Consider the following 26,138-nt stretch of genomic DNA (forward strand, 5'->3'; position numbering starts at 1 on the left):
CGCTATTTTATTAAGAATTAGAACTGTCTATAGTGAACGTAACGCGATTCGCAGGGTAGTGTAGAAAAGATGAATGAATCGGTCTTTTTTGTGCATCATACGCCACTTTTTCCACTTTAAACAGCGGCTCTCCGACTTCACATTCTAAATGTTTTGCTTCATCCACATTTGCAAATACCATGTTCAATAATTTTTTATTATGAACCGGAGCAATATTGTACTTGTTTTTTATAGTATCGTACATTGAAACTGAATTATGGACGTGCTGATCTAAGTGTGGTAACAATTCTAAGGAGTAATGAGAAATTTCTAAGGTAAGAGGCTGGTCGTCATAATACAGGATGCGCTGCAGTTCAAGGACTTCACTTTCTGGAGGGATTGATAACATCTTTGCCACATGAGCTTTTACAGGTTTTATACCAAAAGACAAAATTTTAGTCTGCGGTACTTTCCCTAATTCCGACATATACTCTGTATGCCCATTAACGGCAAACAGCTCTCTCTTAGCTTTTGGATATTGAACAAAGGTTCCTTTTCCTTGCTGACGTATCAGAAGGCCTTCTTCTACTAAATCTAATACGGCTTTTCTTACCGTAATCCGACTTACTCCGTATATATCGCACAAATCCGTTTCAATTGGAAGTTTTTCACCCCGAGTATAAACTCCTTTATTAATATCTTCTGTAATAGCCTGTTTTAACTGCATATATAAAGGCGTAGAGCTATGAGTATTTAGCTTCATCTTTTTCCTCCTCTTTCCTAAATACTTTCTTTTGAATATAATTATATTATAACGTAATGTGATGTTATATTACAATTTGCTTTTCTTCCTTTTTATCATGTATGTTTGATACAAAAGAAAGAAAAGTTGGCGAATTCAAAGTTCTATAGCATTCACCTTTCTTTTCTATTAATTGAAAACATGGGTAATGGTTAGACAAGCAATAGAAAATATGCAACAATTTTTATTACCAGCTTCTTCAACATAAGATAAAATATAAAGAAGGTAAGAACTTTATAAAAAGGAGATTCCGCCATGGGTGAAAAAAAGAATATTGATATAGGTGGTCTTAGTTTTGCTTGGGATTTAGAAAAAGGACAATTTAGCTTTGAAGGAGAAGATGCGATCCTTTTTTGGATTTCTTCTGCCATGAAAACATTGTTTGACACAATCGAAGAAATATCTGGAGAAGAGGCAGCTTCTGTAGTACTGGAAACCACTGGCTTCCGACAGGGATTAGTAGTAGGAGAGTACTTTCAAAATATGAAAGGCGTAACGGTTTTTGAAGCGGCTGAGTTAATTACAAATACATACGCTTCGGCTGGATGGGGAAAAACCGCTATCAAATATTTAAATCCTGAAAGTAAAACTTTATCTGCTGAATTAAAAGACAGTTGGGAACATAAAATTAACGTGGCGCAAAAGAAAACAAAGGGAGGAAATTTTCTTCCGGCCCATTATGCAGGGATTTTTACAGGACTATTCGGAACAAATATTTGGTACAAGGTGATTCAACATCAAATAGAAGGGCATGAATGCACCACAGTAGAATACTTCCCTTCCAACATTGATATCACTCAAAATATTCATCAATTAGCCAGAAGAAAAGAAGCGCAGAAAATAGAACATTTGCAAAACATTGTAGCAGAAAAAACAGCTGAGTTAAAAGATCTTATTAAAAAGCTTTCTTCTCCTATTATTCCGGTTTTGGAAGGCATAGTCGTCGTTCCTTTGATTGGCAAATACGACGAGGATCGAACGGAAGATTTGATTGTCAATACATTAAATAACCTCCCAAAACATCAGGCTAATTATCTTGTGCTGGATTTAACCGGATTGGATAAAGAACTTACTGAATATACGGCAAGTCTTATTGAAAAATTAGGTGCAGCAGCGTCCTTGATTGGTACGAAAACAATTTTAGTAGGAATTTCTGCTGACTTAGGTTTAGTTATATCAAAGACCCATATTGATTTATCAAAATATGATTGTTTTCAAACATTGCAGCACGGCATTCATTATGCATTGGCACAAAGCGGACGAAGCATCGTTTAAAAGATATATTTGAAATATAACAAAATGCACTCATTCAGCATTATAACAAATCTCTTTATCAAAGAACGGAAATGTATTGAAGGATTTCATTTTTCAAAAGAAGAATTGACATGAAACCAAAAGGTGTTATATTATTTTTATATAAAACCTTTTGGTGTTATTTTTTAAAAAGGAGAATGAAGATAACAATGAATGATAAAAGTGTAGTAGAAGATGTAAAACAGAAGATAATATTTAACGCGCCGATTCAAAAAGTTTGGGATAAAGTAGCAACCGCAGAAGGGCTCCAACAATGGTTCATGCCTAATGATTTTCAGCCTCAGGTAGGATATGAATTTCATTTACAATCGCCTTTTGGACCATCTCCGTGTAAAGTATTAGAAATAGATGCACCAAACTATCTTTCTTTCTCTTGGGATACGGATGGATGGATCGTTTCGTTTACCTTAAAAGAAATGGGTAATCAAACTGAATTTACGCTTATTCATAGCGGGTGGAAAGAAGCTGAAACACTTCTTGAAAAAGCAAACGAAAAGAGTTCAGTGGTACGAGATAGAATGAGCTACGGGTGGATTCGTCTCGTGAATGAAAAACTTCGAAAGGTTGTTGAAAACTAAATGACTTCATCAGCTGCCAAGCATGATATCTTTCAAGCCATTGCTGATCCTACTCGAAGAAAAGTACTTGAGCTGCTTTCTGAAAAAGAATTGCCTATTTCAGAAATAACGTCTCATTTTTCAATAAGCCGTACCGCTATTGTGAAGCATCTTCATATACTTTCAGAAGCAGACCTAGTCCATGGACAAAAAAAAGGCAGAGAAAAAGTGTATCATCTTCAGCCAGAGCCTTTAAAAAAAGTACAAGATTGGCTTTCTTACTACGAACAATTTTGGACAAACAAATTATCTATTCTTCAGCATATTGTTGAAAGAGACGAAGAAAGAAATCAATAGAAAAAGCATAAAAACGTTTTTTATAAGGAATATAGCAAAGCCAGTCGTTAAAAAGACTGGCTGTTTTACATAAAAGCTGGTTTTATTCTAGAAGGACAAATAAAAGAAAGATGCAGAACACCATAGGGCATTTCTTAAAATAAAAAGATAGACCTTTAGAAGAAAAAAAGGGGGAAACAGAGTAATGAACAAGCTTTTATTTTACGGAACGAGCGATGCTCAAGGAGTGCCTCGATTATTATGTGACTGTAAAGTATGTACACAAAAAGATCCATTAAATCAGCGCACAAGACCTAGTGCACAGTTCACACTGGACGGTAACGTGTGTTTGATTGATGTATCACCTGATTTTAAACATCAATTTCATTTATACAATAACAAAAAAATCCCTTCTACCGTGTTTATTACTCATCCTCACAATGATCATGTTGCTGGTTTAGGGGATTTAGCTGACTTATGCTATTGGAATAATGTAAATACAGAAGTCGTAGGAGCGCCTGAAGTCATCAGCGAGTTAACCGAAAGATTTCCTTATCTCACAAAAAGAAAAGGGCTTATCTTTAATGGCACGTTAAAATGGGAAAACGGAGAAACGACCATCACGTTTCATAAAGTGAATCACGGATTTAACGGTCATTCCTACGGCATTGTGGTTCATCAAAAACAAGGGGAACGCTGGGCGTATGTATCCGATTCTTTTAATGTGACAAAAGAACAGTGGCAGCCCTTTTACCACTTAGATTTACTGATATTCGGTACATCTTTTTGGAAAGAATATCTTCAAAAAGAAAAAAGATCCGTATATGATGTGACAGAGGCAATGGAGATCAAAGCGAAGCTACAGGCAAAAACCATGGTGTTTACTCATTTATCACATGATATCGATATCCGAAAGCACGCCGAGATGCTCTCAGATAAAAACGTAAGCTTTGCCTATGACGGACGCGAGATTTTATTACCTTAAGTATAGTGATGCACAGAAAGGATTTTGAAGAATAATTCCAAACTAACGAGGCAGAAGAGGTTGGGATGCAGGAATATCTTGCAGTAGGAACGAACATGACACTAAATTGGATTTAAAGAGGGGATAGTGTTATGGAGAGTATTATAGAAAAAGCAACTAACATTGGTGAATTATCTCGATTTCTATCAGAAATAAATAGAAAGAAAACATCACACATTGGTTATTGTGGTAGAAAAAAAGAAGAAATCCACCAGACATTAAAAGAAGAGTTTATTAGTAGTGATGGAGGTATCAAGTTTCTAATCGCCAGAGATAAGACAGGGGAAATTTTAGCGGCTATTGGATTTGATATCGAAGAAACGGTAGCAGAAGTGTGGGGACCTTTTAATAAAACATCTTCTATTTATTTGCAATATCAATTATGGAAACAGTTAGTTAATGAAAACCCTTTGATTCAAAAATTTCATTTTTTTATCAATAAAGAAAATGAGCTGCAACAAGTATTTATGAATGAAATAAAAGCAAAAAAGACTGGTGAACACTCCATCTTAGAAATTAAAGAACAAAATTTTGATAAAGTTACTGAAATGAAAAGTGAGTCATTTAAACATAGTGATTTTCAAGCATTTGAAACGCTGCATAATGCAATGTTTCAAAATACTTATTACAATGGAAAAACAATTATTGAGAGACTTAACGATAGAAATATGTTAAAGATACTTAAAAATATTTCTAACGAGTTGCAAGGTTATGCGTACTTTGAAGTCGATACTGAGATGGGAGAGGCCTCATTGGAATATATTTGTATTTCGAGGAATGCTCAGAGTCAAGGTCTGGGAACGATGTTGTTAAAAGAAGTTTTAACAGAGATGTTTTTATTTCCACAAATTGATGAAATTAAACTAACTGTTGATAAAGCAAATAGTCAAGTAAATCGAGTATATATGAAAGTTGGTTTTGAACCAAAAGATATTCTTATAAGTTATCACCTCAAACTGTAAAAGAGTTAAGTTCAATGAGGGCGGAGAACATTAAGTGTAAAAGCGCTCGGATTTTTTTGAGCGCTTTTACTTATCATTTATATTGCTGATTTGTAGTTCTAACTTATGCTTCTTTCTATCAACCGAATCCGTTAGAAACAAGGCAATTCTTTTTTTATTGTAAATTAGATACGCTCGATAAAATCACTCACAACTTTGTTAAACCGATCGCTTTCTTCGAGAAAAGGGCAGTGGCAGCTGTTCTCAAAAACTTCAAGTACAGAACCTGAAACCAGCTTTTGAATATGCCTTCCAGCCGCTACAGGAATGAGCTTTTCTTCTTTTCCAAAGCACAGTAAAGTAGGAATTGTAATAAACGGGAGGAATTCTCGATAGTCCACAATGGATTGATCAAACAAAATAGCACTAGCTATCGACTCGGGCATTTTCGTTACTTCTTTCATAATCCAATGTTTATCTTTTTCAGTTAATTCATCCTTAAACATAAGCGGAATAAAACTTTCTAATGTACTTGTTCGATCAAGCTGAATACCTTGCATAAGCGAAATAAGGGCAGGTAAATCAAATGCACCGATTGGAAAGTCTGGCCATTTAAAGTCTGAAGCCATTTCATCTACAATAATATTCCCTTTTACATTTTCTTGACCAAATTGTTTCAAATATTCCCATACAACAAAAGCACCCATCGACCAGCCTACTAATATGACGTCTTTTAATTGATGAGTGGTTGTAAACTCATGCATGTCACGAGCATAAGTGGAAACTGTATGGCCGTATGGAGTATGACTTGAATTTCCATGTCCTCTTAAATCCAAAAGAATAGTTTGATACTGTTTTGAAAAAAAAGCAAGCTGGTTGTGAAAAAAACGACTGCTCATCCAAACTCCGTGAATGAAAATAATAGGTGTTCCTTCCCCTTGTTGTTCATAGTACAAAGTTGCACCGTCCTTTAATGTATAAAAAGGCATCATTTTTGCCCCCCATCTCAAAGATTTATATCTCATCATGTATGCGCGGACCCATTCATGTAGAACGTATCGCGTCAATAAAATTTTTATTGAAGAACAAATCCTAGAAGTGAACGCTTTGATATGTTATACTATTACAGGCTTAAATACTGTATGTTTTTGAAACAATCATTCACTGTAATACTTTTTAGATAGAAGCATCCTCATAAAAAGGATGTTGTTTTTGTCATAATGTACCTTTAAGTAATGAATTGTTACCATCAATTCGGTTCACAATAACCGACCTACATGCATTATATCTTGCAAATATAAACAGATAGGTGGAAGAAGCAACATGACTGAAAGAAAACCATATCAAGTACTACTATATTATTTGTACACTCCAATTGAAAATCCTGAAGAGTTCACAGCTCAGCACTTGGCATTTTGTAAAGAGCTTGAATTAAAAGGACGTATTTTAATTGCGGCTGAAGGGATCAATGGAACGGTATCAGGAACAGTTGAACAAACAGATAAATACATGGAAACGATGAAAAATGATCCTCGTTTTGAAGATATTGTATTTAAAATAGACGAAGCAGATGAACATGCGTTCAAAAAAATGCACGTGCGTCACCGCAAAGAATTAGTAACTCTTCGATTAGAAGAAGATGTGAATCCTCTTCGCGTAACGGGTAATTACTTAAGCCCAAAAGAATTTTATCAAGCGATGCAAGATGAGAATACGGTCGTAATTGATGCACGAAACGATTATGAATACGATTTAGGTCATTTCCGAGGAGCTGTTCGTCCGGATATTCAAAACTTCCGTGAGCTTCCTGAATGGATTCGCGACAACAAAGAGCAGTTTGAAGATAAAAAAATCTTAACGTACTGCACAGGCGGTATTCGCTGTGAAAAATTCTCTGGATGGCTTCTTGAAGAAGGTTTTGAAGATGTAAGCCAACTTCACGGAGGCATTGTAACATACGGAAAAGATCCGGAAGTACAAGGTGAACTTTGGGATGGTCAGTGCTATGTATTTGATGAGCGCATCAGTGTACCAGTTAACCAAAAAGAGCATGTGATTGTCGGAAAAGACCACTTTACCGGCGAGCCTTGTGAACGCTATGTTAACTGCTCAAACCCAGAATGCAATAAGAAAATCTTAGCTTCTGAAGAAAATGAACACAAATATTTACGCGCTTGTTCACATGAATGCCGAGTGAGCCCTCGTAACCGCTATGTAAAAGAACACGGTTTAACAGAAGAAGAGTTTGCAGCACGTGTTAAAGAATTAGAAAAAGAACACGTAACTTTATAATAAAAAAAGCAGCACGCTATACAAAGCGTGCTGCTTTTTTTATGAAAAGATTCTCTTAGAACCTGGTGTTTAAAGAATGTCATACAACGGGTATTTATGAAAAAGGTAAGATATTCCTAGCTTTTTTATTTTTTAAAAAGAATATTTTTTTAAGAAAGCGATTATAAAAAAATGATTGTACATAAAAACGAAAAAGGAGCTTGAAAATGGAAGCAAAAATCGAAAAAAAGTACGATGGCCGTTTGCTTGAAGGACCCCTATGGGATGAAGAAAATCAAAAATTAGTGCTAGTAGACATTTTAGATAAAAAGCTTCTTACGTACGATCCAAAAACGACAACCTTAGAAGGTATTGCTCTTCCTTCAGTCGTTACAAGTGTTTCTAAAACCAATCATTCAAAATTGATTGTCTCCACCCGTAATCAGCTGCTTTTAGTTGATAAAAACAAAAAGAATCATGAAGAGTATATCCGTTTAGATACTCTTGAAAAAACCATGCGTTTTAATGACGGTAAATGTGATCCATATAACCGCTTTTGGATTGGAACGATGAGTGAAGAAGATGAAGAAGGAAAAGCCCAGCTGTACGTAGTAGATGAAAAAGGTGTCATTAAGAGCGCTAAAGAAGGATTAAGCGTGTCAAACGGGCTAGCTTGGAATCGAACAGGAGACAAATTCTTTCTGGTTGATTCACCGAAAAATAAAATTATGTCTTATTCATTTTCGAAAGAAACAACAAGGCTCGAAGATGAAAAAGTGGTGATTGACCTTTCAGATATGGACGGGTTTCCTGATGGAATGACAATTGATGAACACGACCGATTATGGGTAGCGCTTTGGGGAGGTTCGAAAGTTATTTGTGTAGATCCAGAGAAAGGAGAAATTATAGAATCTATTCATCTTCCTGTTTCCAATGTAACCTGCTGTACATTTGGAGGAGACGATTTACAAACTTTATTTATCACCACAGCTAAGGAAGAAGAAAAATACGAAGAAGCTGCCGGCTCTCTTTTTTCATGCCGAGTAGGAGTAAAAGGCGTACCGGCTTATACTTACGTATATTAGACCAGCACTTATCAAAATGTAATGATTCAGCCCAGTAACGATAGATATTAAATGTAGTTTCTACAACTCCTTTGCACTGCGTTCATTACCTTTACATTTTATTCATTATGAGGAAGAGGAATAAAACATGACGATAACGAATTTCCATAAAGGAGCCTTTCAAAGAATATGAATACTTGTATTAGGTAATAATGGGTAAAGGTACAAAAGGAGGAATTGTTTTGGAACAAACATTGTATGAAAAAGTGGGCGGACAAGAAGCGATTGAAAAAGTAGTAGACTATTTTTATTCTGAGCTTGTTTTAAAAGACGAAACAGTTAGTCACTTTTTCGAGCACACGGATATGGATAAACAACGTCGACATCAAGCCAAGTTTATAAGCTTTGCCTTAGGTGGACCGAATCAATATTCAGGAAAGTCGATGGCCAAAGCGCATGCAAATATGAATATTCAACCCGAACATTTTAATGCAATTGCTAAGCATCTTCACGATGCACTTGCTCACTTTAATGTTGAAGAGCCTGATATTGACCAAGCATTAAGTAAAGTTGAATCCCTAAGAAATGATATTCAATATAAATAAATCATAAAAAAAGAAGGTTACTGTGACCTTCTTTTTTTATGCTCAAAGCTGTGATGTATGAAGGAAACATGGAAAAGACATCGTAATATGATAAAAATGCAATAGGTGAAAATATTTATCGAAAGTCTGGGAGTGGGAGTATGTCAGCAATTAATGGGAAGCAATACGTAGAGAGAATCAATCAATTAAAAGCAAATGTATGGGTTGATGGCAAGCTCGTAACAGGCAATATATCAGAACATCCGGCTTTTAAAGGAGCCATTAACAGTCAAGCTAAGCTTTATGATCTTCAGCATGATAAAAAAATCAAAGATATCATGACATACCAATCTCCGGCTTCTAAGGAATTTTTCGGTACATCTTATTTACAGCCTAAAACAAAAGAAGAGTTAAAAAAGAGGCGAGAGATGACTCAGCAGTGGGCTCGCTTAACTCACGGTATGATGGGGAGAAGTCCAGATTATATGAATACCGTATTGATGGCTTTTGCATCCTCTGCAGAACTCCTGAGAGGAGAAGAAAATTGCTTTCCTGAAAACATCATTTCTTATTATGAATATGTGAGAGAGCACGATTTATCGCTCACTCATACGTTCATCGATCCTCAAGTCAATCGAATCCAATTTTATTACGAGCAAAACGATGAACCGATAGCAGCAAAAATAGTTGATAAAAACAATGAGGGAATCGTTATCCAAGGCGCGAAACTGCTTGCTACACAGGGTGGAATGACGGATGAACTACTCGTACTGTCTTCAGCGGGCATTCAAGGAAAAGAAAAAGGATTTGCTTTTTCGATTCCAAGTAATACAAAAGGAATTAAATTTATTTGTAGAGAATCATTTGCAGGAAAAGATTCGACGTTTGATTATCCATTAAGTTCTAGATTTGAAGAAATGGATACAATTGTTGTCTTTGACCAAGTATTAGTACCGTGGAACCGCGTGTTTTTCTATGAAAATGTAGACGTATCAAATACATTTCTTTCTTCTAGTTCCTTCTCACCTTTTGCTCTGCATCAAGTAACTTCAAGGAGAATTGTCAAAACAGAATTTGTATTAGGTATTGTACAATCTCTGATTGAAACCATTAACATTACAGACTATCCGCATGTGCGAGAAAAAGCCACGGAGCTTATTATTGCGTTAGAAACGATGAAAGCTCTCGTGATGAAAGCAGAAGAAGAAGCGGAGATTGATACGTGGGGATACATGCGTCCGAATGAAACTACACTTCGTATTGCCGCAAATATATTTTCAAAAACATATCCTACCTTTACAGAGATTATCCAGCTTTTAGGTGCAAGCGGACTCATGGCAATACCGACTGAAAACACGTGCTGCTCATTTGTTAAAGAAGATATTACGCGTTATTTGCAAGCTAAATTGAGAGGAGCAGAAGATCGAATTAAGCTTTTTCGACTAGCATGGGATTTAACGATGAGTCCGTTTGGCACAAGAGAAACGCTGTATGAACGTTTTTTCTTTGGAGAGCCTGTACAGTTAACCAGTTATCTGTACTTATCTTACGATAAAGAGCGCTATGTACAGAGAGTCACCGATTTTTTGAAAAGTTAATGGAGAAAACTAATCTCCGCTGGGTATGATAGTTTAGTTACAAAAACAGCGGAGATGCTTATTGAATAAATTTGAAAAATCTGCAATAATTTTCAGGGAATCATTTTCGTGAACGCACTAAGGAATACTATAAAGATAGGATGTTACAATGAAGCAATTAATCTATTTTGGTTTAGAACAAGCAAAATCTTGTGTTTTTCCTGTTATTATTTTTCTTACATTGGCTATGACAAAAATAATTGAAGTACCGTTTATTTCTAGATATGACCTTATTTTATTAGTCTGTCTAGGAACTCAAGTTTTAATGGTGATGTTTAAACGAGAAACGCTTGATGAAGTAAAAGTCATCGCAATATTTCATTTAATTGGACTAGCGTTAGAACTCTACAAAGTTCATATGGGCTCATGGAGCTATCCGGAAAAAGCTTTCACTAAAGTATGGGGAGTTCCGCTGTACAGCGGATTTATGTATGCTAGTGTAGCAAGCTACATGTGTCAAGTGTGGAGAAGGCTTGAATTAAAGCTTGCGAATTGGCCTTCTACGTGGACTGTCAGTATACTAAGTATGGCTATTTACCTTAACTTTTTCACGCATCATTTTATTTACGATTTCCGCTGGTTTTTAAAACTTTTTACTTTACTTATTTTTTATCGAACTTTTGTATATTTTACGGTTAACAAACGTACATATCGCATGCCTTTAGTATTGTCTTTTGTACTGATTGGCTTTTTCATTTGGATCGCTGAAAATATCGCAACATTTTTCGGAGCATGGCAGTATCCAGATCAACAGCAGCAGTGGACAATGGTTCATATAAGTAAAATTAGCTCTTGGCTTCTTCTTGTGATTGTTAGTTTCTTGATTGTTGCTTTACTAAAGCATTTAAAAGAAAATCAAAGCCAATTTAAACAAAGGAAGAAATCCAAAGAAACAAACGAAATATATGAAAGATAGAAACATTACTATGTGCATGCTGTTAATATAAGGTACAGAATCTTTGGAGGCTTATATGCAAGAATACATTTTTTATCTTCCCTATTTTAAATCAGCGGGGAAGACCGTAGCAGTTACAAATGAAAATGGAGAAAACGTCGGACAGCTTAAAAGAATGCATAAAAATATGTGGACGAAAAGTATTGATTTTTTAACTCGTGATGGACTTCCAGTGTTAGATTCTATTTCTTGGTTTCCTATCTTTTCCTGCGGCTTAAGGGTACATTTACGAGTTCAATGGGAAGGAAGAACGGTGTTTATTGATCACGTAAAAAAACACCGGTGGGTGATAAAAGAAAATGGAAAAACAGTGGGGAATCTATTAGGTAAAGGAATAATTAAAAACGAAGGAGCACAAGAAATTAGATGGGGAAATAACGTCTACATGTTAAGCAGTCATGAAGCCATAGAGGAAGCGTGTATTTTTAATGGAAAAAGAGAAAAAGTCGCAGAGTTTAAATCAGACCTTTTTCATTTTAAAGAAGGCAAACACTCAATAAGAGTAACAGAAGAACTGCCCGTACCCATTTTTATCGCTTCTTACTATATAACTACTTTTATTATGCCATACATATAATCAGGCGCAGAATCATTCTGCGCCTGGTTTTTATATCATGATTTTACAAATATCATTTGTGAATTCAACGGGATCACTAATAGATAAGCCTTCAATTAGAAGAGCTTGGTTATATAATAAATTTGTATAAAGGTCTAATTTCCCTTTATCATTTTCAAATGCACCTTTTAAAGAAGCGAATACATCATGATTTACGTTAATTTCTAACACTTTTTCTGCTTTTACATGCTGATTGTCAGGCATAGCACTTAAAATTTTCTCCATTTCAATCGTTACTTCACCATCAGCTGATAAGCAAACGGGATGTGTTTTTAAACGTTTAGACGCGCGCACATCTCCTACTTTTCCCGCCAAAGCTTTTTTCATATAGTCAAATAGCTCTTTATTTTCTTTTTCCTCAGACTCATTGAGCTGTTCTGCTTCTGCTTCAATCCCTAAGTCACTGCTTGAAACAGATTTAAATTCTTTTTCTTCGTACGTCATTAACATTTTAATCGCAAATTCATCGATATCTTCTGTAAAATATAGAATTTCGTACCCTTTATCTGCAACCAATTCTGCTTGAGGAAGCTTTTCAATTCGGTCATACGATTCACCTGATGCATAATAGATATACTTTTGATCCTCAGGCATGCGCGATACATACTCATCTAGTGTTACGAGCTTTTTCTCTGTAGAAGAATAGAATAAAAGCAGGTCTTTTAATACGTCTTTGTTGCTGCCAAAGTCACTGTAAACGCCGTACTTCAGCTGGCGGCCAAATGATTCATAAAACTTCTCGTACTTTTCACGTTCGTTTTTAAGCAAGCTTTTTAATTCATTTTTGATTTTCTTGCCGATGTTTTTGGCAATCAGCTGAAGCTGGCGGTCTTGCTGCAAAATTTCACGTGAAATATTAAGAGATAAATCTTCAGAATCTACCATACCTTTTACAAAGCTAAAGTAATCTGGAAGAAGATCTGCACATTTATTCATAATTAAGACGCCGTTTGAATACAGTTCAAGCCCTTTTTCAAATTCTTTTGAGTAGTAATCAAACGGACTATTTTCTGGAATAAATAAAATGGCATTGTAGCGAATCGTTCCATCCACATTAATATGGAGGTGAGTGAGCGGTTTATCAAATCCGTAGCGCTTTTCTGAATAAAACTGCTCATAGTCTTCTGAAGTCAATTCATTTTTATTTTTCTTCCAGATCGGTACCATACTGTTGATAACTTGCTCTTCGGTATAATCTTCTAGCTCGTTATCAGAACCTTCTTTAGGACGTTTTTCCGTTATGTCCATTTTAATCGGGTAGCGGATAAAGTCTGAATACTTTTTAATGATCTCTTTTAAACGATACTCTTCTAGATACTCATCATATGTTTCATCTTCTGTATTTTCTTTAATTTTTAAAATGATTTGAGTTCCGACCGCTTCTTTTTCGCAAGGTTGGATTATATAGCCATCAGCACCAGTAGATTCCCATTTATATGCTTCATCGCTGCCTAACGCTTTACTAATCACTGTTACGACATCTGCCACCATAAACGCTGCGTAAAAACCAACGCCGAATTGGCCGATAATCGTGTGCCCGTCCTTTGTTTCATTTTCGTTTTTAAACGCAAGAGAACCGCTTCTCGCAATTGTGCCCAAGCTGCTTTCAAGCTCTTCTTGCGTCATGCCAATTCCAGTATCCGTAATGGTTAAGGTACGGTTAGTTTTATCTGGTGTTACTTTTATGTAATAGCTCTCTTTGTTAAAACGCAAGGAGTCGTCTGTTAAAGCTTTGTAATAAATTTTATCGATTGCATCGCTTGAATTTGACAGAAGTTCTCTCAAAAATACTTCTTTTTGAGAATAGATGGAATTAATCATCATCTCTAATAATCGCTTTGATTCGGCTTTGAATTCTTTTTTTGACATAAGAAGTTCTCCTTTCCAAATAGGGCTTATAAAACAATTAGCACTTGAGTGGATAGAGTGCTAATCACTCTTCTTATTTAACATGTATTAGGGTATTTGTCAATATATTAGGAGATTCACTAAAGAGATTAAAAATTAGACTGAAAAAAGCAAACTTTTAAAAAAAGGTTGAACGTTCTGAAAGAGTTTGCTAGAATATACTTAATTTCAAAGACTATATGTGACTGGCGAAACGCGGATAACCGTGAGGAAGCATATAGTGACGTAGCCGTTCGCCTGGGCAGAGGTAAGGGATTAATACATATCTCTTACCTCTTTCTGTTTAGGGGGAGAGGATATAGAAGTTACCAAACATGTAGGCTGAAAAACCAGACTTTTAAAAAAATTAAAAATGAAGTTCCTTTATCCAAGGGTAAAAACATGTAAAACTACGATGATAATCAGAGGAGAGTACAAAATGAGCACATTAACATTAGAAAAAGTACAAACAATCAAAACATTAAACAACATTGCACAAAAAGGTCTAAATGTTTTTAATCAAGAAGGTTATCAAATTGACAACGACAGCGAAAATCCAGATGCGATTGTCGTGCGTAGCTTTAACATGCACAGCATGGCATTTGACCAAAATTTAAAAGCTATTGCACGAGCTGGAGCAGGGGTTAATAATATACCGGTGGACGCTTGCACAGAGCAAGGTATCGTTGTATTTAATACGCCAGGAGCTAATGCAAATGCAGTAAAAGAAATGGTTTTAACTACAATTATGGCTTCTTCTCGTAACTTATTTGCTGGAGTTGAATGGACAAAAGGATTAGACGGCCAAGGTGATCAAATTCCTAAGTTAGTTGAAGCAGGTAAAAAACAGTTTGTTGGAAAAGAAATCAAAGGTAAAACATTAGGCGTTATTGGTTTAGGTGCAATTGGTGCTCTTGTAGCAAACGATGCGCTTGATTTAGATATGGACGTAATTGGTTTTGATCCATTCATTTCTGTTAATACAGCTTGGAATTTGTCTCGCAACGTACAGCGTGCAATGTCTCTAGAAGAACTATTTGCAGCATCTGACTATATTACGGTTCACGTTCCATTAACGGACGATACAAAAGGTGTTTTCAATAAAGAAACGTTTAGCATCATGAAACCAGATGTTCATATTTTGAACTTCTCACGCGGTGAGCTTGTAAACGAAGAAGATATGAAAGCTGCTCTTGAAAGTGGAAAAGTTGGTCGATATATTACAGATTTCCCAAATCAAAATGTCTTGAACATGAAAAATGTTGTGCCAATTCCTCATTTAGGGGCATCAACTCAAGAATCAGAAGAAAACTGTGCGGTAATGGCAGCACGTCAAGTGAAAAATTTCTTAGAAACAGGAAACGTTAAAAATTCAGTGAACTTCCCGAATGCATCTCTTCCTTACACTGGGAAAAAACGCGTAGCTGCTTTCCATCACAACGTACCGAATATGGTAGGACAACTTACGCAAGTATTCTCAAACTACAATTTAAACATCGCAGATATGGTGAACAGAAGCCGCGGTGAATATGCGTATACAATGATCGATATTGACAATCAAGTAAGTGACGAGATTGTGCCTGAGCTAGAAGAAAAAATTGGTCAAATTGAAGGAATTATTACAAGTCGTATTATCTAATTTGGTTACCCTCATATTTTAGTGTTTCAGCCCTAACTTAGAAAAGTTAGGGCTGTTTTTACATAGTGTTTATCTTCATATCATTTCCTTCATTCCCATAGCATATAGAAATACCTTTAAAGAGGTGAACGTTTTGTCAGGAGAACTGATCGGAATTATGATAGGCTCGCTCATCGCACTGGCAGGAACATTCATTACGTCTGTCGTAGCTATAGTGATGTCGAAAGAGCAATACAAGCAAGAGCTTCGCAAAGCATTTATCCAAAAGAAAGTTGATGCCTATACCCATGTGTGTCAAGTTATTCTAGCTATAAAAAACGATTTACTTACAAAAACTGTTTCTTCAGCCGGCTTAAACTGGACGGCTCAATCTATTAACAAACTAGCAGATGTGTGTATTACGGAAGGGCTATGGATCGATGAAGAAGACAGCAAAAAGCTGGAGGTTCTGCAGAAGCAGCTTTCAAAGTTTGTATTTGATGAAATAGAACTGTCTAGACATGATACCCTCACAGCCTGTTATGAAATTGTTGAATATTGCGAAAAAAAGGTGAGGATTCTTCATTTTATGACTACAAAAGAATAGGTGATTACTACTTTAAGAAGTGATAGTAGAAATATTAAAAAAGCATTGGAATATAAAATTACAAAACAATCCGTTTATATACCAGCAGCCGACGAGGACATTAGTAAGTGATGAAGACGGCAAATTTATCTTTCCAAACAACGGTTCATACGTTATTTTCCTAGTTTTTCCAGATAATAAAGAAATTAAAGCTGAAATTGCATATGGATGGTTCGAGAAAAAACGCAAGAAGGACTGTTAACTGAATAGGTCTTAGCGATTGTATGAGCTATTTCATATTTAATACAGTTCTTAACAAACAGTAAGTGTTTATGAAAAGAACTTTGCAGCAGCATACAAAGTTCTTTTTTATAACTTGCGTTGTGGATATTACCAAAGAAAAACAAAGCAAGCAAAAGGATAATTCCAACTACACAAGCGATTTGAATAGTATTTAAGAATGTTGATGACTCAAGGGTTAAAATAATAATACATAAAACTAAGCCACCCAAGCTTTTTAAACTATTTACACAAGAAACCGAGATATCTAAAGATAAAGAAGTAGATCTCCACGAAGAGAACAATTTTAACGAAGTTTGTGATGATCATTTCATTATAGATGAGTATTAGAAACCCTGCAAAATTTAAAGAATTGATTTAGTATATCTGTATAACCAGTAATTGTACAAGGGTCGTAAAGGTATACTTTTACGGCCTATCAATATTGATGAATTGCTTTTCACATGAAACAATGTGAAAAAAATGGGCATCCTAGAAGCAAAAGGAGGGGATAGAATGAGTAAAGAACAAAACGATGAAACAAGTGAAGGGCTGAATCAGCTTTTTGAAATCATCAATGCAAAAGGCGACGAGGGCGAACTGAGAGAAATTGTAAGCAGGAGCAGTAAAAAGAATAACCATAAAAACCATGAGGAACAATCGTAAAAAGAAAATAAAAAACCTCTTCATGGAAATCATGAAGAGGTCAGATGAAATAGTATTGCAACCATTCCATCCTACAGAGTTTTAAAGTATTTTAAACTCTTGATACGACTGGTTTTATGGAACTGATGGGATTCGAACCCACGACCCCTTGTCTGCCAGACAAGTATTCTCCCACTGAACTACAGTCCCGATTATGTAGAGTCTTTATTGCGTGTTGACTCTACTATATTTTAATACGTATGCCGCGCGTTCGCAATAGTTATTTTCAGTGTTTTCTAATTTCTTCATATGAATATTAACTTCTAAAAAAATCATTTACTTCTTGTTTGTACGTATAAAAAAAACTTGGAATTTGGCTTGGTTCCAATCCTTTTGCAGCGTATTTGCTGATGGATTCGTAGTACCATTTCTGCTTTTCGAATCCTCTTTTAAAGCTATTCCAAATCGTATCTCCTTGCTGATCGTAGCTTTCTTTTAAAGACCGTAAATTATCTAATTTATCTGCTACAATTAAAGATTTCACTTCAAGAGAACCATTTTTCACAATTTGAATTGTATGCTGTTTACGTTCTTCCCAGCTTTTTGATTTGTTTTCTGTATGAGCTTCAACAATCTCCGCTACCTCTAAACCAAATCTTTGTACAATTTCTTCAAGTGTTACACTTGTATCTTCTACAGCATCATGCAGATAAGCTGCTGCAATTACTTTTTCACTAAAACCCGCTTTTTCTAAAATATTACCGACGTTAATAGGGTGAACAATATAAGGTTTATCGGACAGCTTGCGCATTTGGCCGCTATGAGCGTGTTCTGCATATCTACGTGCTTCTTTTATTAAAGACATCATATTCCTCCACTTTTTATTCAGTATATCTTCATATTATTAGTATAAACGAATATAGCTCTTCTCACTTTATAAAATTGCACAAATTCATTTCTTATAATAAGGGAAGGCTACCAAAAGCCCTTCTTATTGTACGGTTTTTTATAAAGCCTAATATCTATTTAATAGGCCTGTATCAGTTGCCATTTCCTTTTTTATTCATAGTTTGTATGAAGGAGTGATAGCAATGCAAAACCGTAATAATCAAAATATTAAAGTCATTGATGTTTCTCATCACAACGGAACAATTGATTGGGCAAAAGTGGCGTCGGATGGTGTAAAAGGCGCGTATATTAAATTAACAGAAGGTACAACCTTCTTGGATAAAAAATCATATGATAATTATATAGGAGCAAAAAATTCAGGTCTACGTGTAGGCTTTTATCACTTTGCTCATGCTGATAATGATCCCATTGCAGAAGTTAATTTCTTTTTAAATAAATTAGGCAGCATGAAGGTTGATTTGCCTCATTGCTTAGATTTGGAAGAAAATAAAGGGAAAACAAAAGCGCAGGTCACAGCCTTTGCAGTCAGATGGATGGAGTATATTGAAAGGAAAACAAGCATTACGCCTATTCTTTACACGGGTTATAGTTTTATTAAATCCAATTTTACAAGCGCCGTGGCAAGATATCCGCTATGGGTAGCTCGTTACAATGGAAGTAACCGTTCTAAGGGATTTGCTAACCCAGGTGATACGGGGATTTGGGATAGATGGGCTATGTTCCAATATACAGATCAAGGAAAAGTAAAAGGAATTACCGGCAATGTTGATATCAATGAAATAGATCTGGACTTCTTTAATAGTATTAATACAGGCGTTACGGTGGTGGATAATAATAATCCATCAGCACAATTGCAGCAAGGTGATAGCGGACTAGCTGTAAAAGAACTGCAGCAAAACTTAATTAGATTAGGATTTGAGCTTTCTCAGCAAGGAACTGATGGTCAATATGGCAGTGAAACTGTTGCAGCTGTTAAAGCTCTTCAAGAAAAGTATGGATTAACGTCAACTGGAAAAGCTGATGAGAAAACATTAGCTAAAATGATGGAATTGCTTAAGGGTGTAAGCAATCCTGTCGAAGAATCATTACCAAAGGTTACTTCATTCGGAGATAAGTATTCTTTTCAAGTAAAAGCTAAGAAGGATATTGGAGTCTACAAATATGCGAATGTAACAGAAAATTTCAGAACTATAAAAAAAGGCACGGTATTTAGCGTATATGGCTATATGAATGCAGCATGGGCTGTTCCAGGCGGATTTGTGCAAATGAAAGACGTAGAACCTATCCCAGTTACAATTAAAACAGGCGGATTAAGTAAAGACATGGAAATAGAGTTTCGTGCTTTCTTAAAAAATGAAGGAATTGACAGTGAATTAAACGTACATGCAATAGGTAATCCGTCAGCTGAACTCACAGCAGCTGGACTGGATTCTGTAAAAGTTAAGCAGTTTTTAGATAAAAAAGGCTGGTACTACAAGCAATAAAACCCCGCTCGGAAGAGCAGGGTTTTGTTTTGGGATTTTATAAAAAAAGAATAGCAGACATCAATTAAGTAATTAAAATATGTTCTAAATAACAAATTAGGTGGTAACCAAAAAGATTCTATGTATAGTTCACCTGTAGCAGTCATATTTTTAGTCAACAGCTCATGGAGGGTGAATGAATATGAAAAATACGCAGATTCGAATTGAAACACTATCCTATCACTATGAAAGCATTATGGTGAATGACGAAGTAGAGCGTGCGATAAAAAGTATTGAAGTGACGTATCGGGCATATAAACATAACCACGTTTTAAACGGACACGTAGTACTTTCAGGAGAAGAGATTTACGATCTTCAGCAGCTGACTCACACAGTGGCTGGGAAAATAAAAGCAGAATTAGAAACTACATAAAAAAGCGCCTTTCTTTAATGTTTGAAATTTAAAGAAAGGCGCTTTTTTATATTAATTATTAATTAAACTGCAAAGAGAAGAAATTAAAGTATGTTCTAAATAAAACATATAAATAAAAAACATAGCCTCTAAGAGAATTTCTTAAACCATACACATTACCTTTGCATTGTGAACTTTGTCTCTTTTATCACTGCTTTTCTTTTACTATGTGTAAGCAACACGCCGCATAACGTAATGATGCTTCCAACAATGGAAGCTGCACTCGGGATATCTTTTAAAAGCAGCCACGCTAAGAAAAAGGACAGCGCAGGAGTTAAGTAAAGAGAGATGGCAGCCTCAGCAGAACCTATACGCGATGTCAGATAAGCGAGTATCATATACGGAATAACGGTTGGGAATAATCCTAAATATATCACGCTTATCGCTGATCTGACAGAGATATGCGCAAGCTCTGTTTCTAACCCTGGTAAAAAAACAAGCATAGAAATGGCAGCTCCCCAGATACTGTACGTTACAAAAGAAAGAAAACCATACTTTTTTAATAAATTTTTTTGACATACCATATAGATGCTTTCTGCAAGGGCAGCTAGCAGAATTAGTAAGATTCCATTAACCGAGTGTACAAAATTCTCTTTGCTGAAAGTTAAAAGCGCAATACCTGCAAAGCTTACTGCAGATCCAATCCATTTTCTTTTTCCAAACGCTTCATGAAAAAAGAAAATAGCTAAAAACGCGGAAAAAATAGGAGTCGTCGAGACCAGTAAACTCGCAATACCCGCACTTACCGTTTTTTCTCCAATGTTTAATGCTGTGTGATAGACAGTAAAGCCTAAAAAACCGAGCGCTAAAAGAAGTGGAATATCTTTTATATCAGGCAAGCGCATGCGTGTGGCTATTGCAATAACTAACAGCACTACAGAAGCAATACTTAACCGAACAAAAGCGAGGTGCTGAGGAGAAAACGATTCTAGCCCTATTTGAATAACTGGAAATGCTGAAGCCCATAAGCTAATCATCAGTATATGTAAAAACACAAGACTAAACGTTAATTTCATGCCTATTCATCTCCATTTTTTATTTTGAATCCAACCAGTATCAATTGTGGTTCCTATGTTAATAAACATTTGATAAAATGTCTTCAACCAGTTTAAAAGAAATTAACCCAACCACTTTAAAAACAGGAGTAAATGTATGAATCAAGAGAACAGTTCGAGTTATCCAAAATACAAGCAAATCATTGATTTTATGAAAGAGAAAATTGCCCGTGGAGAATGGCCGATTGGAAGTAAAATTCCTAGTCAGCGAAAGCTTGCTGCTATGTTCGATGTTAATCGAAGTACGGTCATCACGGCATTAGAGGAATTAACAGCCGATGGTTTAATTGAAGGTAAGATGGGAAAGGGAACCATCGTTATAAATAATACGTGGACACTTTTGGCTACGACTCCGCCCGATTGGAATGTTCATGTGAAATCAGGTATGCATCACCCGAGTCAAGCAATGGTACAAGATATCAATGAATCTGAATTTAACTCAAACCTTATTCAATTAAGCAAAGGAGAGCTTTCACCCGACATATTTCCTAAAGATAAAATGAAATATGCTATGGAAAAAGTAGCAGAAAACATGGAGGTTCTGGGATACGAAGAACCAAAGGGGTATTTTCCTTTACGAAAAGAGTTAAGTGCGTATATGAAAACAATGGGGATTGAATCTTCTCCAGATTCTATTTTAATTGTTTCCGGCGCTCTTCAAGCTCTTCAGCTTATTTCAATTGGACTGCTGCAAAGGAACTCTTCGGTTTTGTTAGAAAAACCTTCTTATCTATACTCCTTACATGTATTCCAATCAGCCGGAATGAAACTTAAAGGTCTTGCTATGGATGAGGAAGGAATAAAAGTAACAGCTATAAAACGCGCCGACCCTCAAGAAGGGCAAGCTATTTTATATACAAATCCATGTTTCCATAACCCGACGGGAACATTAATGTCCCAAAAAAGGCGTTACGATTTGTTGAAAGAATGTGAGGAACATCAGCTTCCTATTATTGAAGATGATTTATACCGCGAATTATGGCTAGATAAACAGCCTCCGTTTCCATTAAAAGCTTTAGATAAAAATGGACACGTGTTATATATTAGCAGTCTTTCTAAAACATTAAGCCCGGGATTACGTATCGGATGGATAGTCGGCCCAGAACCAGTCATTGAGCGTTTGGCGGATATTAAAATGCAAACGGATTATGGATCTAGCTCATTATCTCAAAGAGTGGCAGCCGAATGGTTTAAAAATGGCTTATATCAACAGCATATGGAAACGGTACGAACCGAATTGCGAACGAGAAGAAAAGTGATGCTGAATGCTTTGGAAACATACGCAGGAGATATAGCAACATGGACGAATCCTGAAGGAGGCTTTTTTATATGGGTGCATATTAAACCTTCTATTTCAATGAAATCTTTGTACTCTCGTGCTTTAAAAAGAGGGATATTGCTTAATTCCGGAAGTATCTATGCACAAGAAACCGGCAGTTATCTTCGGCTTTCTTACGCCTATGCCGCTTTATCAGATATCGATAGACGTATTAAAATTCTTGCTGAACTTATTCGGGAATTGCAAGTATAGTAAAAAGGAATAGTGGATTACCAACTATTCCTTTTTTTGTATCAAACTCTTCTTCCTATAAAAAACTCCAAGTAACAACTGACTATATATTACCGTCTATAAATACATGTTATCTTTTATGATAAAAATAAGTTAAGAAGACTTTTAATTTGCTTTCTGTACGTTTTACATATAAATCGTGAATGGTTTTAACTACGTAATCATTATCAAACATTTCCAACACCTCAATTATTGTTAAGTTTCCTGTTTGTTATAGTTTATGAAATAATCAAACGCATATCATCCGCCATCAGCTGTAACTTTGCGCTTCATCTTTTACAACTAAAGGCTGAAACGTACGCTCATAATTGAACGCACGAATAACAGGATATGCAAAAAAAATGAAAAGTGTGCACGTTTTGTTTTAAAAAAGGCTATATCTTAAAAAAAGAAAATTGTCACACACATTTATGAATATGTATCTACTAAGTAAGAAGACTTTTTTAGTTGGTAGGATTGAAGGTGAAAAAGATGGATGAATTATTTAAAGATCTTGATGTGTACAGAACGCAAGAAGAAATGAAGCAGTATTTTGAACATACGCAGCAAATGATTCATCAAAACAGAGAATATATAAAATTAGCCCGACTTAAAAAAGGGCGTTTCAAAAAGTTTTTTGAAGAGTTTTATCCGCTTTATTGCTTCAGCCAATCTTCTTATTGTCCGAGGAATTCAAAATTGAAGCTTATTATTGGAAGTCAAGGATACGATGGATTGATTCTCCAGCCGGATGGTACTGAAAAACGAATTGAAATTACTTCCTACAAAGATGGGAAACTAGAATTTGAAGATGCACAGAGGGTCAATTCAGGAAATTTTGCTCTACCCCGTATCCAGACGGAAGGTTCTGTAGAAGAGTATATAGAAAAAGTGCTAGAAAACATCCAAAAAAAGAGCAAAAAAGATTATAGTGGCGCATCCATTTTATTTGTTGTACACACGTTTCATTATTTTGAAGCCTATGGAAAAAGTTCAGCTGCCTTTATTCGTACCTTAAAAAAAGAAATGAAGAAGACAGATTTTCGAGCGGATGAAATTTATTTATTGGAATTAAATCAGCCAGAAAGTGAAAGTGTTAAGCAAAACATTCATTTCATTAAATAAGAAGACACGCTGTAGATGTTGAGGTGTGTCTTCTTTTCTGATAATAGAACTTAATGCAGGTGGATAATTTTGAAAATTACAACAATTAAGTGCTATAATTCAAGTGTGAATATGCATTCAGAGGAGGAAAACCAATGGATTTAGCTTATAGAGAGAAAGCGTACGAATATGCCAAAAGATTTGAATCTAGCTATGACGATTATGATGAACGCTATAAGGTGCACAATAATCCGACGGTATGGCGATTTATGCCGCTGGCTGATTTTCAAGATTTACTAGAAACCAATGCGCTTTTTTTCGCAAAACCTGATGCATTTTCGGATCCCCTTGAAGGATGCTCTTCGATGTGGAACATAGAAGAGTTAAGAAAAAAAGGCGAACGTCATAACCGTACCTCTAGAACCTATATAAGAAAAATCCATGAATTTTCTGCTGTTTCATCCTGGCATATCAATGATTACGAAGCCGCTGGAATGTGGGATCTATATTTAAAAGGGAATGATGGCGTAGCTATTAAAACCACCTATGAAAATTTATTGTGCAGTATTAAAGATTTACGCTATAAAATCTTCTCTGGAAAAGTGCAGTACATAGACTTCCAAAAAGAAATGATCAGTCACTCTGTATATGACACGTTATTTTACAAGCGCAAATCCTATCAGCATGAAAATGAATTGAGGCTTGTTATTGTAGCAAGTCGTATACACGCTTGGAAGCTGCAAAAGCTATTCGAAATTCAAGGTATTTCCGCAAATCAATGGCAAAAACGAATGGATATCCTCGAAAAAAGATCGTATGAGTTTTCTCACGAGCATGGCAACCTCCTTACATGTAATTTACATCAGCTTATCAACGATATTTACGTATCGCCAAGAAGCGCTCAAAGCTGTGTAGATGAGGTAAAAGCTCTTACTAAGAAACACGGTCTCGCTTATAAAAAGGTTATTCAGTCTGACTTGTATAAGGACTATATTTACTAAATGCTAGCGAAGTACACAAAGGCTTAATCAAAAAATGATTAAGCTTTTCGTGTTACACGTTTTATATTCCCATACATTTCCTCATATAAAATAAAACAAACCTTCAAAGCCTATATATACATATTAGACGAATCAGGAGTACAGTATGGTTAAAAAAATGCTGTTTATTTTAGTATGCGGGCTTTGTTTGTGTTTGTTTTTTCAATGGGACGTAAAAAAAGGCTATAACGCTTATGTTCGCGTACATCCGCTTATCGAAACGCCTGTTTACCAAGGCAAGATAGCGCTGTATGCACAAGGAAGTAATTTATATCCTACTTTATTTGAGGATATTAAAAAAGCAAAAAAGTACGTGTACATTCAATTTTTTATTATTCGAGCGGACAACATCAGCATGAAGCTATTTGAGCTATTGAAAGAGAAAGCAGCTGAAGGGGTAAAGGTTAAACTTTCTGTAGATCGTTTTGGAGGAAACGATCTCTCCCGAACACTCATAGATGATCTTAAGAAAAATGGAGTTGAGTTTACCTTTAGTCGAAAAGCAAGCAGGCAGCACTTTTTTTATAGCATTAATCATCGAAATCATCGAAAGTTTGTCGTAGTAGATGGCCACGAAGCCTATCTCGGAGGTTTTAATATAGGAGAAGAATACTTAGGGAAGCATAAAAAATTGGGCTATTGGCGTGATTACCACTTGCGAATTAAAGGAGAAGGTATTTTTGAAATTGAAAAGCAATTTTTGAAAGATTGGGAAGAAGACACGGGACAACATATATCTCCTCAGCGAGTTCCTATCGCTCGCTCTCACGGAGCAAACTATCAGCTATTGTTTTCAACTGGAGAAGAACTTGAGCAAAAGATGATTGATCTAATCAACCGTGCCAAAGTAAAGCTTACCATTGCTACCCCTTATTTTATTCCAAGTGAACATTTAATGAATGCACTTATTTCAGCAAAAGAAAAAGGCGTTTTAATCGATATTATACTTCCGGACAATACCGATGCGTGGTTCACTAAACCGCCTAGTTACCCTAAAACAGAGCAACTATTAAACAAAGGTATTCGAATTTTCTTATATAAAAAGGGGTTTTTTCACGGCAAAGTAATGGTCATCGATCATACGATTGCCAATATTAGCACAGCCAACTGGGATCCCCGAAGTTTTTATTTAAATGATGAAGCGAGCTGTCTTATTTATGATCGCGAGATGATTGCACACATAGAACGAGAAATTAATGAAGATAAAACAAACAGCCGCAGATTAACCAAAACAGTAATAGATGAAATCCCTAAATGGGAACGTTCTCTTAAAAAAACACCGGAATGGATTTATTATTATTTTTGAAAAAATACCCAAATCAAGTTTTAATTATTTTTCCCCGGGTATATATTCTATGTAAGGCCAATACAGGAAAGGAGAGACTGTACACATGCATTGTTTTACAGCGACTTCAAGAAACGTATTGAGCACCTTAGAAGGAAGATTTGCT

The 26,138-nt window shown here is 35.7% G+C and carries 26 protein-coding genes, 1 tRNA gene and 1 riboswitch; of the genes, 21 read left to right on the forward strand and 6 right to left on the reverse strand.

Translation table 11 applies throughout. The features are described 5' to 3' along the window. Positions 1-10: 10 nt before the first annotated feature. Positions 11-742 (reverse strand): GntR family transcriptional regulator, encoded by a 732-nt coding sequence (locus MMB68_RS12845; RefSeq protein WP_221783256.1) that lies wholly within the window; start codon positions 740-742, stop codon positions 11-13. A 294-nt stretch (positions 743-1,036) separates the two neighbouring features. Between MMB68_RS12845 and MMB68_RS12850 the strand changes: the two genes are divergently transcribed. From MMB68_RS12850 to MMB68_RS12870, 5 genes are all read left to right on the forward strand, one after another. Further along, positions 1,037-2,056 carry an STAS domain-containing protein gene (locus MMB68_RS12850; RefSeq protein ID WP_221783258.1) on the forward strand — a complete coding sequence of 340 codons (1,020 nt, stop codon included), beginning with the start codon at positions 1,037-1,039 and terminating at the stop codon, positions 2,054-2,056. 188 nt (positions 2,057-2,244) lie between these two features. Beyond that, positions 2,245-2,673 (forward strand): SRPBCC family protein, encoded by a 429-nt coding sequence (locus MMB68_RS12855; RefSeq protein WP_264409185.1) that lies wholly within the window; start codon positions 2,245-2,247, stop codon positions 2,671-2,673. Beyond that, positions 2,674-3,009, forward strand: coding sequence for an ArsR/SmtB family transcription factor (locus MMB68_RS12860; RefSeq protein ID WP_221783262.1), 336 nt, complete (start codon positions 2,674-2,676; stop codon positions 3,007-3,009). 184 nt (positions 3,010-3,193) lie between these two features. After that, a complete protein-coding gene (locus MMB68_RS12865) occupies positions 3,194-3,973 on the forward strand; it encodes an MBL fold metallo-hydrolase (RefSeq protein ID WP_221783264.1) in 780 nt (259 codons plus the stop codon). 131 nt (positions 3,974-4,104) lie between these two features. Then, positions 4,105-4,974, forward strand: a complete 870-nt coding sequence (locus tag MMB68_RS12870; protein ID WP_277548931.1) for a GNAT family N-acetyltransferase — start codon at positions 4,105-4,107, stop codon at positions 4,972-4,974. Positions 4,975-5,138: 164 nt separating this feature from the next. Here MMB68_RS12870 and MMB68_RS12875 read toward each other — a convergent pair whose 3' ends face one another. Further along, positions 5,139-5,942 carry an alpha/beta fold hydrolase gene (locus MMB68_RS12875; protein WP_481861941.1) on the reverse strand — a complete coding sequence of 268 codons (804 nt, stop codon included), beginning with the start codon at positions 5,940-5,942 and terminating at the stop codon, positions 5,139-5,141. A 334-nt stretch (positions 5,943-6,276) separates the two neighbouring features. On the opposite strand from MMB68_RS12875, the gene trhO reads away from it, so the two are divergent. From trhO to MMB68_RS12905, 6 genes are all read left to right on the forward strand, one after another. Further along, on the forward strand, positions 6,277-7,245 hold the full coding sequence (trhO, locus tag MMB68_RS12880) for an oxygen-dependent tRNA uridine(34) hydroxylase TrhO (protein WP_221783270.1): 969 nt from the start codon (positions 6,277-6,279) through the stop codon (positions 7,243-7,245). A gap of 206 nt (positions 7,246-7,451) precedes the next feature. Further along, on the forward strand, positions 7,452-8,309 hold the full coding sequence (locus MMB68_RS12885) for an SMP-30/gluconolactonase/LRE family protein (protein ID WP_221783272.1): 858 nt from the start codon (positions 7,452-7,454) through the stop codon (positions 8,307-8,309). A gap of 221 nt (positions 8,310-8,530) precedes the next feature. Continuing rightward, the gene (locus MMB68_RS12890) at positions 8,531-8,893 is read left to right on the forward strand and encodes a group I truncated hemoglobin (protein WP_025751868.1); all 363 of its coding nucleotides are present in this window, start codon (positions 8,531-8,533) and stop codon (positions 8,891-8,893) included. Positions 8,894-9,033: 140 nt separating this feature from the next. Then, a complete protein-coding gene (gene hpaB, locus MMB68_RS12895) occupies positions 9,034-10,470 on the forward strand; it encodes a 4-hydroxyphenylacetate 3-monooxygenase, oxygenase component (protein WP_221783274.1) in 1,437 nt (478 codons plus the stop codon). A gap of 148 nt (positions 10,471-10,618) precedes the next feature. Then, the gene (locus tag MMB68_RS12900) at positions 10,619-11,425 is read left to right on the forward strand and encodes a DUF817 domain-containing protein (protein WP_221783276.1); all 807 of its coding nucleotides are present in this window, start codon (positions 10,619-10,621) and stop codon (positions 11,423-11,425) included. Positions 11,426-11,480: 55 nt separating this feature from the next. Further along, positions 11,481-12,041, forward strand: coding sequence for a tubby C-terminal domain-like protein (locus tag MMB68_RS12905; protein ID WP_264409188.1), 561 nt, complete (start codon positions 11,481-11,483; stop codon positions 12,039-12,041). 30 nt (positions 12,042-12,071) lie between these two features. On the opposite strand, the gene htpG is transcribed toward MMB68_RS12905, so the two are convergent. Further along, positions 12,072-13,949, reverse strand: coding sequence for a molecular chaperone HtpG (gene htpG / locus MMB68_RS12910; protein ID WP_277447828.1), 1,878 nt, complete (start codon positions 13,947-13,949; stop codon positions 12,072-12,074). A gap of 210 nt (positions 13,950-14,159) precedes the next feature. Then, a riboswitch (ZMP/ZTP riboswitch) is annotated at positions 14,160-14,238 on the forward strand. A 168-nt stretch (positions 14,239-14,406) separates the two neighbouring features. On the opposite strand from htpG, the gene MMB68_RS12915 reads away from it, so the two are divergent. From MMB68_RS12915 to MMB68_RS12930, 4 genes are all read left to right on the forward strand, one after another. Continuing rightward, positions 14,407-15,606 (forward strand): phosphoglycerate dehydrogenase, encoded by a 1,200-nt coding sequence (locus MMB68_RS12915; protein WP_013057119.1) that lies wholly within the window; start codon positions 14,407-14,409, stop codon positions 15,604-15,606. A gap of 124 nt (positions 15,607-15,730) precedes the next feature. Next, positions 15,731-16,192, forward strand: coding sequence for a hypothetical protein (locus MMB68_RS12920; protein WP_264409189.1), 462 nt, complete (start codon positions 15,731-15,733; stop codon positions 16,190-16,192). Positions 16,193-16,211: 19 nt separating this feature from the next. After that, a complete protein-coding gene (locus MMB68_RS12925; RefSeq protein ID WP_264409190.1) occupies positions 16,212-16,433 on the forward strand; it encodes a DUF6143 family protein in 222 nt (73 codons plus the stop codon). Positions 16,434-16,966: 533 nt separating this feature from the next. Further along, on the forward strand, positions 16,967-17,116 hold the full coding sequence (locus MMB68_RS12930; protein ID WP_221783284.1) for a hypothetical protein: 150 nt from the start codon (positions 16,967-16,969) through the stop codon (positions 17,114-17,116). A 117-nt stretch (positions 17,117-17,233) separates the two neighbouring features. On the opposite strand, the gene MMB68_RS12935 is transcribed toward MMB68_RS12930, so the two are convergent. Next, positions 17,234-17,305: transfer RNA gene (locus MMB68_RS12935), tRNA-Ala, on the reverse strand. A 106-nt stretch (positions 17,306-17,411) separates the two neighbouring features. Beyond that, positions 17,412-17,960, reverse strand: coding sequence for an HD domain-containing protein (locus tag MMB68_RS12940; protein WP_221783285.1), 549 nt, complete (start codon positions 17,958-17,960; stop codon positions 17,412-17,414). Positions 17,961-18,186: 226 nt separating this feature from the next. Here MMB68_RS12940 and MMB68_RS12945 point away from each other — a divergent pair, with 226 nt between their 5' ends. Together MMB68_RS12945 and MMB68_RS12950 are read left to right on the forward strand one after the other, a co-directional pair. Then, entirely contained in the window at positions 18,187-19,488 is a 1,302-nt protein-coding gene (locus tag MMB68_RS12945; protein ID WP_277548933.1) for a GH25 family lysozyme, read from the forward strand. 181 nt (positions 19,489-19,669) lie between these two features. After that, positions 19,670-19,900: a hypothetical protein gene (locus MMB68_RS12950; RefSeq protein WP_260506611.1), complete on the forward strand. Its 231-nt coding sequence runs from the start codon at positions 19,670-19,672 to the stop codon at positions 19,898-19,900. Positions 19,901-20,055: 155 nt separating this feature from the next. Here MMB68_RS12950 and MMB68_RS12955 read toward each other — a convergent pair whose 3' ends face one another. Further along, on the reverse strand, positions 20,056-20,955 hold the full coding sequence (locus MMB68_RS12955) for a DMT family transporter (protein ID WP_277548934.1): 900 nt from the start codon (positions 20,953-20,955) through the stop codon (positions 20,056-20,058). A 136-nt stretch (positions 20,956-21,091) separates the two neighbouring features. Between MMB68_RS12955 and pdxR the strand changes: the two genes are divergently transcribed. The 4 genes from pdxR to MMB68_RS12975 all read left to right on the forward strand — a co-directional run bounded on the left by pdxR (position 21,092) and on the right by MMB68_RS12975 (position 25,993). Next, positions 21,092-22,525, forward strand: coding sequence for a MocR-like pyridoxine biosynthesis transcription factor PdxR (gene pdxR / locus MMB68_RS12960; RefSeq protein ID WP_277548935.1), 1,434 nt, complete (start codon positions 21,092-21,094; stop codon positions 22,523-22,525). A gap of 510 nt (positions 22,526-23,035) precedes the next feature. Then, positions 23,036-23,668 (forward strand): hypothetical protein, encoded by a 633-nt coding sequence (locus MMB68_RS12965; protein ID WP_277548937.1) that lies wholly within the window; start codon positions 23,036-23,038, stop codon positions 23,666-23,668. 134 nt (positions 23,669-23,802) lie between these two features. Continuing rightward, on the forward strand, positions 23,803-24,648 hold the full coding sequence (locus MMB68_RS12970; RefSeq protein WP_028413295.1) for a DUF2971 domain-containing protein: 846 nt from the start codon (positions 23,803-23,805) through the stop codon (positions 24,646-24,648). 145 nt (positions 24,649-24,793) lie between these two features. Continuing rightward, entirely contained in the window at positions 24,794-25,993 is a 1,200-nt protein-coding gene (locus MMB68_RS12975; RefSeq protein WP_277548940.1) for a phospholipase D-like domain-containing protein, read from the forward strand. Positions 25,994-26,138: the final 145 nt, after the last annotated feature.

The organism is Priestia sp. Y58 (assembly GCF_029522095.1).
In the GTDB taxonomy this organism is placed as follows: Bacteria; Bacillota; Bacilli; order Bacillales; family Bacillaceae_H; genus Priestia; species Priestia megaterium_E.